At 70.2% G+C, this 15,552-nt stretch carries 14 protein-coding genes and 1 other RNA gene; 2 read left to right on the top strand and 13 right to left on the bottom strand.

Annotated elements, in window-relative coordinates:
• Positions 1-9: 9 nt before the first annotated feature.
• Positions 10-621, bottom strand: a complete 612-nt coding sequence (locus ACIA8E_RS17305) for a CGNR zinc finger domain-containing protein (protein WP_399299163.1) — start codon at positions 619-621, stop codon at positions 10-12.
• A gap of 121 nt (positions 622-742) precedes the next feature.
• Here ACIA8E_RS17305 and ACIA8E_RS17300 point away from each other — a divergent pair, with 121 nt between their 5' ends.
• On the top strand, positions 743-1,399 hold the full coding sequence (locus ACIA8E_RS17300; RefSeq protein WP_399298804.1) for a GNAT family N-acetyltransferase: 657 nt from the start codon (positions 743-745) through the stop codon (positions 1,397-1,399).
• Here ACIA8E_RS17300 and ACIA8E_RS17295 read toward each other — a convergent pair.
• The 7 genes from ACIA8E_RS17295 to ACIA8E_RS17265 all read right to left on the bottom strand — a co-directional run bounded on the left by ACIA8E_RS17295 (position 1,308) and on the right by ACIA8E_RS17265 (position 10,044).
• Positions 1,308-1,895: a GNAT family N-acetyltransferase gene (locus ACIA8E_RS17295; protein WP_399298801.1), complete on the bottom strand. Its 588-nt coding sequence runs from the start codon at positions 1,893-1,895 to the stop codon at positions 1,308-1,310. The genes ACIA8E_RS17300 and ACIA8E_RS17295 overlap by 92 nt on opposite strands.
• 17 nt (positions 1,896-1,912) lie before the next feature.
• A complete protein-coding gene (locus ACIA8E_RS17290) occupies positions 1,913-3,058 on the bottom strand; it encodes a uroporphyrinogen-III synthase (RefSeq protein WP_399298799.1) in 1,146 nt (381 codons plus the stop codon).
• A 126-nt stretch (positions 3,059-3,184) separates the two neighbouring features.
• Complete coding sequence (locus ACIA8E_RS17285) at positions 3,185-4,516, bottom strand: nitrate/nitrite transporter (RefSeq protein ID WP_399298797.1); 1,332 nt, start codon at positions 4,514-4,516, stop codon at positions 3,185-3,187.
• Positions 4,517-4,661: 145 nt separating this feature from the next.
• The gene (locus tag ACIA8E_RS17280; protein WP_399298795.1) at positions 4,662-5,912 is read right to left on the bottom strand and encodes an acyltransferase; all 1,251 of its coding nucleotides are present in this window, start codon (positions 5,910-5,912) and stop codon (positions 4,662-4,664) included.
• Complete coding sequence (locus ACIA8E_RS17275) at positions 5,909-8,035, bottom strand: bifunctional polysaccharide deacetylase/glycosyltransferase family 2 protein (protein WP_399299161.1); 2,127 nt, start codon at positions 8,033-8,035, stop codon at positions 5,909-5,911. The genes ACIA8E_RS17280 and ACIA8E_RS17275 overlap by 4 nt, the downstream gene beginning before the upstream one ends.
• 66 nt (positions 8,036-8,101) lie before the next feature.
• Positions 8,102-8,764 (bottom strand): hypothetical protein, encoded by a 663-nt coding sequence (locus ACIA8E_RS17270; protein ID WP_399298793.1) that lies wholly within the window; start codon positions 8,762-8,764, stop codon positions 8,102-8,104.
• 320 nt (positions 8,765-9,084) lie between these two features.
• Entirely contained in the window at positions 9,085-10,044 is a 960-nt protein-coding gene (locus ACIA8E_RS17265; protein WP_399298791.1) for a LysR family transcriptional regulator, read from the bottom strand.
• 84 nt (positions 10,045-10,128) lie between these two features.
• On the opposite strand from ACIA8E_RS17265, the gene ACIA8E_RS17260 reads away from it, so the two are divergent.
• Positions 10,129-11,376 carry an MFS transporter gene (locus ACIA8E_RS17260; RefSeq protein WP_399298789.1) on the top strand — a complete coding sequence of 416 codons (1,248 nt, stop codon included), beginning with the start codon at positions 10,129-10,131 and terminating at the stop codon, positions 11,374-11,376.
• A 73-nt stretch (positions 11,377-11,449) separates the two neighbouring features.
• Here ACIA8E_RS17260 and ssrA read toward each other — a convergent pair.
• The 5 genes from ssrA to ftsE form a co-directional block, all read right to left on the bottom strand.
• Positions 11,450-11,838: a transfer-messenger RNA gene (gene ssrA / locus ACIA8E_RS17255) on the bottom strand.
• Positions 11,839-11,933: 95 nt separating this feature from the next.
• Entirely contained in the window at positions 11,934-12,422 is a 489-nt protein-coding gene (smpB, locus tag ACIA8E_RS17250) for an SsrA-binding protein SmpB (protein WP_030922931.1), read from the bottom strand.
• Positions 12,423-12,440: 18 nt separating this feature from the next.
• Positions 12,441-13,634 carry a S41 family peptidase gene (locus ACIA8E_RS17245; protein WP_399298787.1) on the bottom strand — a complete coding sequence of 398 codons (1,194 nt, stop codon included), beginning with the start codon at positions 13,632-13,634 and terminating at the stop codon, positions 12,441-12,443.
• Positions 13,635-13,702: 68 nt separating this feature from the next.
• The gene (ftsX, locus tag ACIA8E_RS17240; RefSeq protein ID WP_399298785.1) at positions 13,703-14,620 is read right to left on the bottom strand and encodes a permease-like cell division protein FtsX; all 918 of its coding nucleotides are present in this window, start codon (positions 14,618-14,620) and stop codon (positions 13,703-13,705) included.
• 51 nt (positions 14,621-14,671) lie between these two features.
• Positions 14,672-15,361 (bottom strand): cell division ATP-binding protein FtsE, encoded by a 690-nt coding sequence (gene ftsE, locus ACIA8E_RS17235; RefSeq protein ID WP_356125377.1) that lies wholly within the window; start codon positions 15,359-15,361, stop codon positions 14,672-14,674.
• Positions 15,362-15,552 lie beyond the last annotated feature (191 nt).

Raw genomic sequence — 15,552 nt, 5'->3', positions numbered from 1 at the left:
CGAGATTTTTTACGAGGTCCGCTCCGCCGGGACCGTGGCCCCCGCCGCCCGGCGCCGGTGCCGGGCCACCCGTTCCCGGTTCCCGCACACCTCGCTGGAGCACCAGCGGCGCCGTCGCCCCCGTGACGTATCGAGGTAGATCCGTCGGCAGCTGTCGCCCTCGCAGCGGCGGAGCCCGGCCCGCGCGACCGGGTCGGTCAGGAGCTCCACGACGTCGCGGGCGACTGCGGACAGCAGCGCCCGGCATTCGAGGTCGGCGCTCAGTGCCCGTACCAGCAGACCGTTCCGGGCGCGCACGGCCCGCACTCCCGGCGGGGCCCCGGCGGCAAGTTCGTTGACACGTTCGAGCGCGCCGTCGGCGTCGTGGCCGCCGAGCTCGGCGGTCAGCAACAGGTCGACGCCTGTGCGCAGCTGCCGGAAGCTCGTCAGCCAGGTGTCGTCGACGGCGTCGAGGCGGGTGTCCTCCGGTACGAGCCCGGTGGCCACCAGCCAGTCGGCGAGCCGGTCCGCCCCGTCGAGCAGTTCGCAGGCGCCGGAGGTGCCGATCCCCGTCGCCACCAGGTCCAGGCAGAGCCGCCCGGAGTCGAACCGCCAGTCGTACGAGCCCTTGCCCGCCGCCATGCGCATGTCACCGCCTCGGTTCACCGGTGGTAGCCACCACCAGAGTGCCCGTCGCCGGCCCGGCCCGGAACCCCTCCCACCTCCCGGGTCATGGCCGGTCCCAGCCCCGTACGGTGAGGACATGAGCGACGATCTCCGGGAGGCCGCGTTCTCGGCCGGCCCCCTGCTGCTGCGGCCCTGGTGCCGGGACGACATACCGGCGCTGGTCGAGGCCTTCCGCGATCCCACGATGCGCGACCGGCTGCGGGATCTCGTCACGGACGAGGCGGACGCGGAACGCTGGCTGCGCGTCCAGACCGAGGGCCGGGAGTCCGGCACCCGGTTCAGCTTCGCCGTCGTCGACACGGCCCTCGACGACCGGCCGGTCGGCAATGTGGCGCTGACGTACCCGGCGCCCGGCTCCGGTTCGGCCGAGGTCGGCTACTGGACGGCGGCGCGGGCCCGGGGCCGCGGGCTCGCCCCGCAGGCGGTCGAAGCGCTCACCGGCTGGGCGTTCACCACCTTCGCCGACGACGGTCTGCAGCGGCTCGACCTGCTCCACCAGGAGAACAACCGCGCCTCGTGCCGGGTCGCCGTGAAGAGCGGGTACGCCTTCGCGGAGATCCTCCCGGCCCGCCCGCCGTGGCCGCTCGACGGGCACCGCCACGTCCGGGAGGCGGACCAGGTGTTTCGTCCGGACCGGCAGGTCAGCCGGCGGACGGCCGGTCGGCCGGCCCTTCGACCGGACCGTCGTGCAGGAGCCGCTGGAACAGCCGGTGGTCGCGCCACTGACCGTTGACGTGCAGATAGCGCGGAGCCATACCGATCACCTCGAAGCCGGACTTGGCGAGCACCCGCTGTGACGCCGCGTTGTCGAGCACGGTCGAGGCCTCCACGCGGTGCAGCCGCAGCACGTCCCTGGCCGCCGCGCAGACCTGCGCCACGGCTGCGGTGGCAAGGCCCCGGCCCGCGTGGGCGACATCGACCCAGTAGCCGAGACTGGCGCTGCGGAACGGTCCCAGCACGATGTTGGTGAGCGTGAACCCGCCCATCGCCCGGTCGTCGGCGTCGGCGAGCACCCACGGCATCCCCCGCCCCGCCTCGTGGTCCGCCAGCAGCCCGGCCAGGCGCTCCTGCTGCCCCTTCTCGGTGTAGAAGACGTCGGGACGCACGGGTTCCCATGGCTGCATGTACGCGCGGCTGCGGGTCAGCGAATCGGCGAGACAGGCGGCGTCGGCCATGGTGGCGGGACGGAGTCGTATCTCCGTGTCGAGCAGGTGGGTGTCGGTGGTCACCCCTGCACGGTAACGCCTCAGGAGTCCGCGTACTTGGCGTCCGCCGCCGACGGGTCCAGCGCCAGCCGGTAGCCGCGCTTGACGACCGTCTGGATCAGCCGGGGCACACCGAGTGCCGTACGCAGCCGGGCCATCGCGGTCTCCACCGCGTGTTCGTCGGTACCGCTGCCGGGCAGCGCACGCAGCAGGTCGGCCCGGGCCACCACCCAGCCCGGCCGGCGGGACAGGCTGTGCAGCAGGGCCATGCCGGCGGGCGGCACGGGGCGCAGTTCGTCGTCGACGAGCACCGCGTGACCGCGGATCTCGACCCGGTGCCCGGCGACCGGCAACGTACGGGCGCCGCCGGGAAGTTCGCGACAGAGCAGCTGGACGAGCGGGCCGAGCCGGAAGCGTTCCGGCTGGATGGTGTCGATGCCGCGGGCCTGCAGCGGCAGTGCGGTGACCGGGCCGACACAGGCCGAGACGACTTCGCCCTGCAGGGCGCCCAGGATCTCCGGGAGCAGCCCGCGCTTCCCGGCCCGGTTCAGGAAGGAGGCTGCGGCCGGGGCGCTGGTGAAGGTGAGCGCGTCCAGGCCACGGGCGGCGGTGACGTCGAGCAGCCGGTCGAGCGGGGCGAGGTCCTCGGGTTCCATCCAGCGATAGACGGGTACGACGACGACTTCGGCGCCGCCCGCCCGCAGCGACTCGACGAAGCCCGGCAGTGGTTCGCCGTGCAGCTGGAGTGCGATGCGGCGGCCTTCGACGCCCTCGTCGAGGAGCCTGTCCAGGACCTCGGCCATGGACTCGGAGCCGGGCGACCAGGCCTCGGTGAGCCCGGCGGCCCGGACGGCGCCCTTCACCTTCGGTCCGCGGGCCAGCAGTTCGACCGTGCGCAGCCGGTCGACCAGCCGGTCGCCGATGCCCCAGCCGTCGGCGGCCTCGATCCAGCCGCGGAAGCCGATCGCGGTGGTCGCGACGACCACGTCGGGAACCTGGTCGATGAGTTCCTCGGTGGCGGCGAGGAGTTCGCTGTCGTCGGCGAGCGGCACGATCCGCAGGGCGGGCGCGTGTACGACGGTGGCACCCCGTCGCTGCAACAGGGTGCCGAGTTCGTCCGCGCGGCGCGCGGCGGTCACCCCGACCGTGAAACCCGCGAGGGGCCCGTGCTGTTCGTCGTCGCGCATGTGGTCTACCGGCTCTCGTCCCGCTGCTCGTTGATGCGGAGGACCGAGACTGCCAAGGAAGCGTGACAGGCTCGGTTCACCCGTATTTCCCGCCCGTTACGTCGTCCCGACGCCGGACGGTCATGATCACACCTCGGCGTAACTGAGCTGCGGCTTCGCGGGGACGACGGCGGCGCGGCGAAGGTATACCGCCCAAGTGACCGTGAAACACGCCCCGTAGAAGGCGAGGAAGGTGCAGAAGGCCGCCGTGCCGGTGCCCGCGGTCTGGAAGGACTGCCGGAACGCGAGGTTGATGGCGAGCCCGCCGAGCGCACCGACGGCACCGATGAGTCCCATGGCCGCCCCGGACAGCCGTCGCCCGTGGGCCGCGGCCTCCTCGCCGCGCAGCCCCTGGGCGATCGCCTTGGCATGGAAGATGCCGGGGATCATCTTGTACGTCGATCCGTTGCCCAGCCCGGTCAGGACGAAGAGGGCGATGAACCCGACGAGGAACACGGCGAGCGACTCGATGCCGGAGGCGTACACGACGACGCCGGTCGCTGCGGCCATCGCGGCGAAGTTCCACAGAGTGATCCGGGCACCGCCGTACCGGTCGGCGAGCCACCCTCCCGCGGGCCGGATGAGCGAGCCGAGCAGCGGGCCGATGAAGGTGAGCGAGGCGGCCTGCAGCGGGGTCCGGCCGAACTGGGTCTGCAGGACCAGCCCGAAGGCGAAGCTGTAGCCGATGAAGGAGCCGAAGGTGCCGATGTAGAGCACCGACATGATCCAGGTGTGCGGGTCACGGACGGCGTCCTTCGCGGCCCCGGTGTCGTTCTGCACGGGGGCCAGGTTGTCCATGAAGGACGCGGCGCACAGGGCGGCGGCGACGATCAGCGGTACGTACACGGCGAGCACGATCCGCGGGTGGGTGGCGCCCGCCGTGCCGATCACCAGCAGCCCGACGAGCTGCACGACGGGTACGCCGATGTTGCCGCCGCCCGCGTTGAGCCCGAGCGCCCAGCCCTTCTTGCGGAGCGGGAAGAAGGCGTTGATGTTCGTCATCGACGAGGCGAAGTTCCCGCCGCCGATCCCGGCGAGCGCGGCCACCACGAGGAAGGTGGTGTACGAGGTCCCGGGCTCCATCACCAGGTACGCGGCGACGGTCGGCACGAGGAGGGTCAGGGCGCTGATCACCGTCCAGTTCCGCCCGCCGAACCTGGCGACGGCGAACGTGTACGGGACCCGGGCCAGGGCCCCGACCAGCGTCGCCGTCGAGATCAGGAAGAACTTCCCGGCCGGGTCGACCCCGTACTCCGGCCCCATGAACAGCACCATCACCGACCACAGGGTCCAGATCGAGAACCCGATGTGCTCGGAGAGCACGGAGAACCACAGATTCCGGCGGGCGATCCGCTCGCCCTTCTCCTCCCAGAAGATCTCGTCCTCCGGCTCCCACCGCTCGATCCACCTGCCGGCCATCACGCCTCCACGGTTCGCGTTCCACGGGTGTCGGGTCGTCTGCCTCGACGCTAGGGAGCGCGCGTTTCGGTGCGATGCCGCGAGGTGACCGGTGGGCAACCTTGCTCTCACCGGGACGGGGACGGCCCGGTGAGGAGAAGGCCGGTCAGTGCGGGGCCGGTGCGTTCTTCCGTCTCGCGGTCGCGCCGGTGGGCCACAGCCGGGGGCTGCGCCTCGCGGCGACGTCCTCGACCCAGCCGACCGCGAGGATCACCAGCGCCAGCAGCGGCCAGACCAGGAGCAGCATCAGCACCGCGTACGAGGAGTCGATGTACGGACCGATGCGGTCACCGACCCAGGGGATGTTCCACAGCTGGTCTATGAGCGGCGAGGTCGCCATGATCAGCACGTTGTGCCAGAGGTAGATCGTCACCGCACGGTTGTTGGCGAGGGTGATCAGGCTGTCCCACCGGGCCAGCCTGCCGGGGAGCTGCTGCCAGGACGGTGCGTACTGGAGCAGAATCGCGCAGAAGCCGAGCGACCAGGCCGACTGGGCCAGCGGGATCTCGTCGAGGTTCCAGCCCTCCTGCGTCAGATGCCCCGCGGCCCACCACAGTCCGAACGCCATCAGGAACGCGGCGAGCGAGACCGCCAGATAGCGCGGGACCTTCTTCAGAAGTCCGTCGTGGTGGGCGAAGCCGAGGACCCAGCAGGAGCCGAACACCGCGAAGTCGACGAGTCCCTCGCCGGTCTCCCCGGGCACGGTGACCAGTCCGGTGCCGATCACGGCGGTGAGACCGAGCGGCGCGAGCAGAGTCGCCCAGGGCAGTCTGCGGAAGGCCTTCAGCAGCAGCGGCGAGGCGAGCACGAACCAGAGGTAGGCACGGATGTACCAGAGCGGTCCGACGGCCTGGTCCGCCCAGGACTGCTCCAGGAACCCGCCCGGCGAGCCACTCTCCTCCGGATACGGCGGGGCGCCGACCGGGAGGAGGTAGCAGCCCAGCTTGATGAACCACCAGATACCTTCCTCCTTCAGGGGCTTCCAGCCGAGGACGAACATGATCGGGACGACCACCGCGGCGAACGCCCACATCGGGGGCAGCAGGCGGCGGAGCCGGGCCCGCACGACGGCCGGGGCGGGGCGGTCCAGCGAGCGCGCCATCAGCGAACCCGCGAGGGCGAACATGACGCCCATGGAGGGGAACACGACCGTCAGCCAGGCCCAGCCGAAGACGTGGAAGACGACGACACGGACGAGGGCCACAGCGCGCAGCAGGTCGAGGTAGCGGTCGCGGCCCGGCCTCTTCGTGGCAGCCGGGGCGGACGGCGCCGACGCCTCCGGTGCCGGCGGGGCGGACCGGGCGGGCACCGGGGCCGTGCGGGGCGGGGGGAACGCCGGGGTGTAACTGCTCGTCATGCGACAGGTCTCCGATCGTTGCTGCGCCCGCGCTGGCTCACCATCACGCCGGGCGCCTCCACCACTCCCGTACGGCGAAGCTTCTGCCAGCGCAGCCGGCCGCCGGTGAGTGCGGTGATCCAGGACTGGAGCAGCACCACGTACATGAGCTGCCGGTAGAGGATCTGCTGGAGGGGCAGCGAGATCAGATGTGTCATGCGTTCCCTGTCGAGCCGGAAGGCGTACGCGGCGCAGACGGCCTGCACCGCGAGTACGCCGAGCCAGGCGCCGACGGTCTTCTCGGTGGGGCCGAAGACCAGTCCGTACAGCAGGAAGACATCGATGAGGGGCGCGAGCAGCGGGGCGACGACCATGAACAGGGCGACGAACGGCAGTCCGACGCGCCCGAAGCGGCCGGACGGGCCGCGCTCGACGACGGCGCGACGGTGCTTCCAGATCGCCTGCATGGTGCCGTACGACCACCGGTACCGCTGCGACCACAGCTGCTGCACGGTCTCCGGCGCCTCGGTCCAGGCACGGGCGTTCTCCGCGTAGACGACCTGCCAGCCGTCGCGGTGCAGCGCCATCGTGACGTCGGTGTCCTCGGCGAGAGTGTCCTCGCTCATACCGCCGATACGGTCCAGCGCGTCGCGGCGGAAGGCCCCGACCGCGCCGGGGATGGTCGGCATGCAGCGCAGCATGTCGTACATCCGGCGGTCGAGGTTGAAGCCCATCACGTACTCGATGTGCTGCCAGGCGCCGATCAGCGAGTCGCGGTTGCCGACCTTGGCGTTCCCGGCGACGGCGCCGACCTTGGGGTCGGCGAACGGCTGGACCAGTTCACGGACGGTGGCCGGTTCGAAGACCGTGTCGCCGTCCATCATCACGACGATCTCGTGACGGGCGTGTGCGATGCCGTTGTTGAGGGCGCAGGGCTTGCCGGCGTTGCGCTGGCGGATGACGCGGACGTTCGGCAGCCGCAACGCCTCGACGATGTCCGCCGTGCCGTCCGTCGAGCCGTCGTCGATGACGATGATCTCGATGGGATGCTCGCTCGCCACCAGGGAACGCACGGTGTTGGCGATGCATTCGCGTTCGTTGTACGCGGGCACGAGCACCGAGACGGGGTGACGGAACGCAGGCCCCCAGCTGAAGTCCCTCCTGCGGACCTTCCGGGAGTGCAGGAAGGACAGCAGCAGCATCAGCCCGAAGCGGACGAGGACGAGGACCCCGATGACGGCGAGCCCGGCCACCAGCACGTCGGTGAGTCTCTCGGAGAGATCGACGGTGAGGACGAAGGCCTTGCCCTTCCACAGTGCGAACCCGGCCACTGGGGTGTGCGCACTGGGGGCGCCGAGGGCGGTGGTGAGGTTGGTGAACGTGTAGCCCCGCTGCTGCATCCGCGGCAGGAACTCGCCCAGGGCGGCCACGGTCTGGGACCGGTCGCCGCCGGAGTCGTGCATCAGGATGACGGCGCCCTTGCCGCCCTTGGGGGTGGCCTGTTCGATGATCGCGGGGACCCCGGGGCGCTTCCAGTCCTCGCTGTCGGTGTTGTTGACGACGGTGAGGTAGCCGCGCGTGCCGACGTACTGGGTGACCGGCCAGGACTTGTTGTCCATGGCGTCGGCGAACGACGAGTACGGCGGCCGGAACAGGGACGTACGGATGCCTGCCGCGCCCGCCAGTACCAGCTGGTTCTGGGACAGCTCCCAGTCGACACGGGAGTGCGACTGGTAGGAGAGATCCGGGTGGTTGAAGGTGTGCAGCCCGACCTCGTGCCCCTCGTCGACCATGCGCCGGACGAGGCCGGGGTAGCGCGAGGCCATCGTCCCGGTGACGAAGAAGACGCCGTGCGCGTCGTACTTCTTCAGCGCGTCGAGGACCTGCGGGGTCCACACCGGATCCGGCCCGTCGTCGAAGGTCAGCACGATCCGGTGATCGGGGATGCGCAGCGTCTTGGCGGGCGCGGTGGCGCTCCGGGCGTCGATGACCGGGCCGCCGTCGAGGATCGCGTCGGGCACCTGGTCGGTGGGCGCCGGCGCCTGGACCCGGTGGTCGGCGAGGATTTCGCTGTGCACGTAACCGCGCAACATCAGCATGGCGAGCAGGGCAACGAGAAATACGGATGGCAGCAGATAGCGCATGGGTAGCCTGCGCCGCTGGTTCCGCTTCTGTCTGTTGTGCCTGCCCCGCAAGGCGGGGGTGGTCATTTACTGGGCGCCTTCTTGCTGCACAGGAGGATCCGGGGACTCGACGGGCGGGCTCGGCGTCACGGTCGGACCGGGATCGACGGGCGGCGTCGTGGTGGCGGCGGGCGGACCGGGGGTCGGGGTCCCCGGTTCCGGCTTCTTGCCGCCGCCGGTGGTGGCGCTGGCCTTCGGCGGCACGACGGGCGTCGGCTTCGACGGGTCCTTGCCGGGCGCGGACGCGCTGCCGGAACCGGCGCCGGCCGATGGCGTCGCACTGCCACCGGCCACCTGCTCCGTCTCCGCGGCGCCCGGTGTCGCGCCCACCGGCACGACCGCGTCGGCGCTGCCCGACGGAACGGACGGCGCCGGGGCCTCGTCCGCCTTCTTGTGCTGTTTCTGGCCGGAGAGCGGCAGCCACGGCGCGCTGGAATTGCCGCCGAGCAGGGCGACGACCAGCGTCACCGCGTAGCAGGCGCAGACCGCGGCAAGGACCCAGCCCAGACGCCTGAACGTCTTGCTGCGCCGGCCGCTCTCGTCGACGAAGACCGGACCGTCGGAGCCTTCGGGGACTCCTGGTTCGGCAGTTAGTTCGGAGAGCTGACGTCCGAGACCGTCGAGCTGGACGGTGACATCGTTCGGCTCGTGCGTGTGCCCGGTACGGGCACCTTCACGCCAATTTTCCACAGGTGTAGGCACATCCCCCACTCAGAACAACGGGTGCGCACGTTTGAGCCAGTTACGTACCGGCGGACTGGGCCCCCACCCGGTCCGTGCGCCCCCCAGCACCTTGCACCCGGAGGATGAATGTGGCGCACGAAGCTGACGAAATTACCCCTGAACGAGTGATGTCCAGGAATGGGGGATACACCGATTTCACACAGCCTGCACCGAAAAGAAGATCCGCCCTTACATGCACAATCCACGTTTATCTGTCCTGGAGTTGAGCCAACGTTGGTCAACAATCGGCCAACATGTCAGATCAGCGCCCTGCGGCATCGGCATGCCTACGACATGAAGGACAGCTCTCCCTCGGGAAGCCAGCTCCCGGCAGGCACCTCCAGCCCCCGTTCCGCCGTCGTCACCCCCGCCGCGACGCGCCGCAGCGCATCCACCCCCGGGTGTTTCAGCCCCTTGCGCCACACCAGCGACACCGGTGACAGCGGCACGGGGTCGACCAGCGGCCGTACGACCATCCCCGGCACCTCGATGAACTCGGTGCTCGCCAGCACCGACCAGCCCTGCTTCCGCACCACCCGTACGAACTCCTCCTCCCCCACGATCTCCGGGAAGGGCGCCGCCAGTTCGATCCCCCGCCCCGCGAACAGCCGCTCCGCGAGGTCGGTCCATTCCGCCGTGGCCGGGTTGCCCGCCGCCGCGTACAGCCGCTCCCCCGCCAGAGCCGCCAGCGGGACCTGGGCGAGCGACGCCAGACGATGGTCGTCGCGCAGCAGGACGGTCAGCCGCTCGAAGCAGACCGGCTGATGCGCCAGCCCCGCCCGTACCGCCGGATCGAGCCCTGCCACCCGGCCGAAGGAGACATCGAGCCGCCCGGCCAGGATCTCCGCCGCCGCCCCCGTCAGCCCGCTCAGATAGCGCGCCACGAACTCCACCCCCGGCGCCTCGCTGCGGGCCAGCCCGAGCAGCCGGTGGCCGGTCCCGACCGGGGCGCTGATGTCGACCAGCAGTGGGCGCGTCTGGATCGCCCAGGCGGCGCGGAGGTCGTCGTGGGCGGCGATCACCCGGCGGGCGTGCGGCAGCAGCCGTTCACCGTCGGGCGTGAGGGAGACCTGCCGGGTGGTCCGTACGAACAGCTCCGCACCGAGTTCGCGCTCCAGCCGCCGGATGTCACGGCTGAGTGCCTGCTGGGCGACGTAGAGCCGGGCGGCGGCGCGGGTGAAGTGCAGCTCCTCGGCGACGGTGACGAAGGCGCGCAACAGCCGGGGATCGGTATCGGAGGAGGTCACGGGCCCGAACTTACAACAGATGTGCGTGAATGGGTGCGGAGCAGGTGTTGGACCGCACCGGCCGGACGCCGCGAGGGTTGAACCATGCCGTCCGACACGCCCACCACACCGCTGCACGCCGTCTCCGGCGACCTGCTGGTGATCGCCCCGCGCACCGGCGCCCCCGCCCGTAGGGCCTCCGCCAACCCGTACCGCCGCCTGCTCGCCACCCCCGGCGCCCGCGCCTTCACCACCGGCAATCTGATCGCGCGGCTGCCGATGGGAATGTTCAGCGTCAGCGCCGTGATCATGATCGCCGGGTCGCGCGGCTCGTACGCCCTGGCCGGAGCGGTCACCGCGACCGGACTCGCCGCGACCGCCGTCGTCGCGCCCTGGACGGCCCGGCTCGTCGACCGGTACGGCCAGGCCAGGATCTCCGTGCCCGCCACCGCGATCGCCGTGCTCGGATCGCTCGCGCTGCTGCTCTGCGTGCACTACGACGCCCCGGCCTGGACACTCTTCGCCGCCTACGCCGCCACCGCCACCACCCCCAACACCGGCGGCATGTCCCGCGCCCGCTGGGCCCATCTGCACCGCGGCGACCCGGCCGCGCTGCACACCGCGAACTCCTTCGAACAGGCCGCCGACGAAATGTGCTTCATGCTCGGCCCCGCCCTCGCCGCGCTCCTGTGCGCGGCGCTCTTCCCGGAGGCCGGGACGCTGATCGGCGCGATCCTGCTGATGACCGGCGTGCTGGTCTTCGCCGCCCAGCGCGCCACGGAGCCCCCGGTGGCGCCCCGCACCCGGGCGGGTTCCCCGCTGCGTACCCGCGGCATGCCCGCGCTGCTCGCCACTTTCCTCGCCACCGGCGCGGTCTTCGGCGCCATGGAGGTCGTCACGATCGCGCACGCCGGCGGCGCGATCCTGGCGCTCCAGGCCGGCGGCTCGTGTGCGGCGGGACTGCTGTACGGATCGCTGCGCCCGGCCACGGACATCCGGCGCCGGCTGCTGTGGTGCCTGGCGGGGATGACGACGCTGATGTCCCTGCCGCTGCTCGCCGCCTCCGCGAGCGATTCGCTGCTCACGCTGGCCGGCAGTCTGCTGCTGGCGGGCGCGGCCACGGCGCCGACGATGGTCACCGGGATGACGCTGGTGCAACGGCTGACCCCCGAGGGTCAGTTGAACGAGGGCATGACGCTCTCGGTCACCGCGCTGCTGGGCGGGATAGCGGCCGGTTCGGCGGCCGGCGGCTGGATGGTCGAGCACACGGGGGCGGTCTCGGGATACGTCGTCCCGGTGTGCGCGGCGGGACTCGCCCTGGCCGTCGCGGCGGCCGGAATCCGCCGGACATGACCCCGGACATGACCCCGGACACGAACGAGGACCCCGCTGCCGGTGGGCAACGGGGTCCTCGTTCACATGGGAATTGTGGAGATGGCGGGAATCGAACCCGCGTCCAACGGTGCAGAATCAGGGCTTCTCCGAGCGCAGTTCGCTGCGATTTTCTCGGCCCCGGAGATCTCGCGAACAAGTCTCCGACGGGCCCAGTCACTGTTTGATTTCCCACTGAACCCCGTGACCGGGCTCAGTGGTTTAGTCCCCTAGATTATGCCAGGGTCCGGGTCGGGAACACCCCCGGGCTGACACCCATTAAGGGTCCCTCACTCACTGCTTATTAGGCAGCGAGGGCGAAGGACTGGGAATCGCTCTTGGAAGTGGCGATTATTGGTTGCGACATATGGTTTACGAGATCATTGCCGCTTCCTCGGCTCGCTTCCCCTGCTTCGACATCCGCTGTCGAAACCGATCATCCCCATGTTGATTTTTCAAAGGCACACCCGCTGTGAGGTGCAGTGCCATCGTACGTGACCAACGCCCGACGGTGCCAGCCTATTCCTGCCGGAGCGCGCTCAGGCGCTCCGCTGACGCCGCCGGGCCGCCGAGATCGCGCGGTTCGTCTCCCGCAGGTCCTGCTTCTCCCGCAGCGTCTGCCGCTTGTCGAACTCCTTCTTGCCCTTGGCGAGCGCGATCTCGACCTTGACCCGGCCGTCCTTGAAGTACAGCGCGAGCGGCACGATCGTGTGCCCGGTCTCCTGCGACTTCGACTCCAGCTTGTCGATCTCGGCCCGGTGCATCAGCAGCTTGCGCTTGCGCTTGGCGGAGTGGTTGGTCCAGGTCCCCTGCACGTACTCGGGGACATGGATGTTGTGCAGCCACGCCTCATGCCGGTCGATCTGGACGAAGCCGTCCACCAGCGAGGCCCGGCCCAGCCGCAGCGACTTGACCTCGGTGCCCATCAGTACGAGACCGCACTCATAGGTGTCGAGGATGTGGTAGTCGTGCCGCGCCTTCTTGTTCTGCGCGATGAGCTTGCGCCCTGTGTCCTTTTCCTTAGCCATAGTGCGGCCATTTTCGCACTACGACCCACCCCCGAGGCCACTCAATACTGTCTCGCCCCGCTGCAGGGTCCGGGAGGAGACCGCGAGGTCCGGGGTGATGCCGTGCCCGTCGACGCTGCGCCCCGCCGGGGTGCGGTAGTGGCCGACGGTCAGCTCGGCGACCGAGCCGCCTGCGAGCTTGCTGGGCATCTGGACGGAGCCCTTGCCGAAGGTACGCGAGCCGACGGTGACGGCGCGGCCCCGGTCCTGGAGGGCGCCGGTGAGCAGCTCGGCCGCGCTCATGGTGCCGCCGTCGATGAGGACGACGAGGGGTCGTACGGTGTCGCCGCCCGGCTCGGCGTAGAGGGCTCGCTGCTCGCCGTGCACGTCGTACGTGGCGACCAGCCCGCCGTCGAGGAACGCGGAGGCGGCGACCACGGCTTCGGTGACCAGCCCGCCGGAATTGCCCCGGAGATCGAGCAGCACCCCGGCGCCCGCGGGTGCGCTCCGGACCGCGTCGCGGACCTTGGCGCCGGCGCCCTTGGTGAACGAGTCGACCTTGATCAGTACAGCTGTGGAGGAATCGGAACGGTCCGGTCCGATTTTCTGGACGGTGACGGCCTCGGTGATGAGCCGGGCCCGGGTCAGCGTCAGGGTCCTCGTCGGGCCGGTGGCGCCGCGCTGGACGCCCAGCACGACGGTGGTGCCCGCGGCGGCGCTCGTACGGTCCCCGCGCAGCAGGGCGACGACCTCGGCGACGGGGCGTTTGTCGACCCGGTGGCCGTCGACCGTACGGAGCAGGTCGTCCCGCTCGATACCGGCCCGGTCGGCGGGGCCGCCCGGCTGGACCCGGGCCACGGCGACCAGCCCGTCGGCCGAGCGCTTCGCGGCCAGTCCGACCCCCGTGTACGAGCCGTCGAGGGCCTGCTCGAACTCCTCGTACTCCCGCTCGTCGTACACCGCGCCCCAGCGGTCCCCGCTGCGGCTGACGACCTCCTCGGCCGCCTCCGTAGCGGACTTGCCGTCGGCCAGTGCCTCGGCGGCGGCGTGCGCGACCTCGTCGCGGTCGGCGGTGGAGGCGACGGCACGGGCTTTCATCGCGGTGCTCGTCCCGTGCCCGTGCGGCAGCGATCCGGTGGCCGCCCCGGTGGCCAGGACGCTCGCGAAGACCAATGTCAGGGCCGCCCCGCGGCAGAGACCGCGGGGCCCGAGAGCGTGCGTGGGGCCCGACATGGCGTTGAGTCTAGGACAACACTCCGAGGGCGCACGGCGGGTTCACCGCGCGCCCCACGGGGCGCATGTCACACCTTGAGGTACTTGCGCAGCGCGAAGAGTGCGGCAACGGCGGGCATCAGCAGCCCGATCGCAAGGACCAGCGGCAGCTTGGTGAGGACCGCGTCCCAGCCGATGAAGTCGATCAGATTCAGCTTCGACTGGAGGGCCAGACCACCGTCGATCAGGAAGTACCGCCCGGCCAGCAGCATGATGCAGGCGAGCACGCCACCGATGAGCCCGGCGAACGCTGCCTCCATGATGAACGGCATCTGGATGTAGAACCCGGAAGCACCGACGAGCCGCATGATGCCCGTCTCGCGGCGCCGGCTGAACGCCGAGACGCGGACGGTGTTCACGATCAGCATCAGCGCAATGACCAGCATCAGCGCCATGACGAAGATCGCGGCCACATTCATGCCGTTCATCAGCCCGAAGAGGTTGTCCAGGATGGATCTCTGGTCCTGGACGGACTGCACCCCGACACGGCCCGCGAAGGCGGTGGCGACGACCTTGTACTTCTTCGGGTCGTGCAGCTTGACGCGGAACGACTCCTGCATCTGGTCCGGCGTGATGTTGCCGGCCATCGGGGAGTCGCCGAACTGCTCCTGGTAGTGCTTGTACGCCTCGTCGGCCGACTCGTAGGTGACCTTCTCGACGGCCTTCATCTTTCCGAGGTCGGTCTCGATCTCCTTCTTCTGCTCAGCGGTGACGGCGCCCTTGGAGCAGTTGGCCGCCGACTCCGCGTCGTTCTTGCTGCAGAGGAAGATCGAGACGTTGACCTTGTCGTACCAGTAGTCCTTCATCGTGCTGACCTGCTCGCGCATCAGCAGCGCGCCGCCGAACAGGGCGAGCGAGAGGGCGACGGAGACGACGACGGCGAAGGTCATCGTGAGATTGCGACGGAGACCGACGCCGATCTCCGACAGGACGAACTGGGCGCGCATGGCGTCCTTTCAGTACTCGATGCTCAGCGGGTCCGGCGCGGCCGGATCCGCTCAGTGCTGGTAGCCGTAGACGCCGCGGGCCTGGTCGCGTACGAGACGGCCCTTCTCGAGCTCGATCACGCGCTTGCGCATCTGGTCGACGATGTTCTGGTCGTGGGTCGCCATGATGACGGTGGTCCCGGTCCGGTTGATCCGGTCCAGCAGCTTCATGATGCCCACGGAGGTCTGCGGGTCGAGGTTTCCGGTCGGCTCGTCCGCGATCAGCAGCATGGGACGGTTCACGAATGCCCGCGCGATCGCCACGCGCTGCTGCTCACCACCGGAGAGCTCACCGGGCATCCGGTCCTCCTTGCCGCCGAGGCCGACCAGGTCGAGGACCTGCGGTACGGCCTTGCGGATCTCGCCGCGCGGCTTGCCGATGACTTCCTGGGCGAACGCCACGTTCTCCGCGACGGTCTTGTTGGGGAGCAGTCGGAAGTCCTGGAAGACCGTGCCCAGCTGGCGGCGCATCTGGGGCACCTTCCAGTTGGACAGGCGCGCGAGGTCCTTGCCGAGGACGTGGACCATGCCCTGACTGGCACGCTCCTCGCGGAGGATGAGTCGCATGAAGGTGGACTTGCCGGAGCCGGAGGAGCCCACCAGGAAGACGAACTCGCCCTTCTCGATATCGAGAGACACATCCCGTAGAGCGGGACGGCTCTGCTTCGGGTAGGTCTTGGAGACGTTGTCGAATCGGATCACGGATGCACCACGGTCGGCCGGGAGTAGGTGTGCGTGACCATACGCGAACCGGGCTGAGGCGTGCAGGCGCGCGTCCGCTGATGGGCGATTTATGGCGGAACGGAACCGCGCCGGGGCTCAACCGGAGCCGGAACGGACCGGGCGTTTCCGGCGGGCCGCGCCGAAATCCGCGCGAGCTGGCAGAGTGGAGG

Source organism: Streptomyces sp. NPDC051664 (assembly GCF_044453545.1).
Taxonomy (GTDB): domain Bacteria; phylum Actinomycetota; class Actinomycetes; order Streptomycetales; family Streptomycetaceae; genus Streptomyces.
This window is presented reverse-complemented; position numbering and strand designations above follow the sequence as displayed.

Coding starts and splice junctions, on each gene's coding strand:
- ACIA8E_RS17260 (WP_399298789.1), top strand. CDS start 10,129: ATGCCGTCCGACACGCCCACCACACCGCTGCACGCCGTCTCCGGCGAC.
- ACIA8E_RS17300 (WP_399298804.1), top strand. CDS start 743: ATGAGCGACGATCTCCGGGAGGCCGCGTTCTCGGCCGGCCCCCTGCTG.
- ftsX (WP_399298785.1), bottom strand. CDS start 14,620: ATGCGCGCCCAGTTCGTCCTGTCGGAGATCGGCGTCGGTCTCCGTCGC.
- ACIA8E_RS17290 (WP_399298799.1), bottom strand. CDS start 3,058: ATGCGCGACGACGAACAGCACGGGCCCCTCGCGGGTTTCACGGTCGGG.
- ACIA8E_RS17245 (WP_399298787.1), bottom strand. CDS start 13,634: ATGTCGGGCCCCACGCACGCTCTCGGGCCCCGCGGTCTCTGCCGCGGG.
- ACIA8E_RS17275 (WP_399299161.1), bottom strand. CDS start 8,035: ATGCGCTATCTGCTGCCATCCGTATTTCTCGTTGCCCTGCTCGCCATG.
- smpB (WP_030922931.1), bottom strand. CDS start 12,422: ATGGCTAAGGAAAAGGACACAGGGCGCAAGCTCATCGCGCAGAACAAG.
- ACIA8E_RS17305 (WP_399299163.1), bottom strand. CDS start 621: ATGGCGGCGGGCAAGGGCTCGTACGACTGGCGGTTCGACTCCGGGCGG.
- ACIA8E_RS17280 (WP_399298795.1), bottom strand. CDS start 5,912: ATGACGAGCAGTTACACCCCGGCGTTCCCCCCGCCCCGCACGGCCCCG.
- ACIA8E_RS17285 (WP_399298797.1), bottom strand. CDS start 4,516: ATGGCCGGCAGGTGGATCGAGCGGTGGGAGCCGGAGGACGAGATCTTC.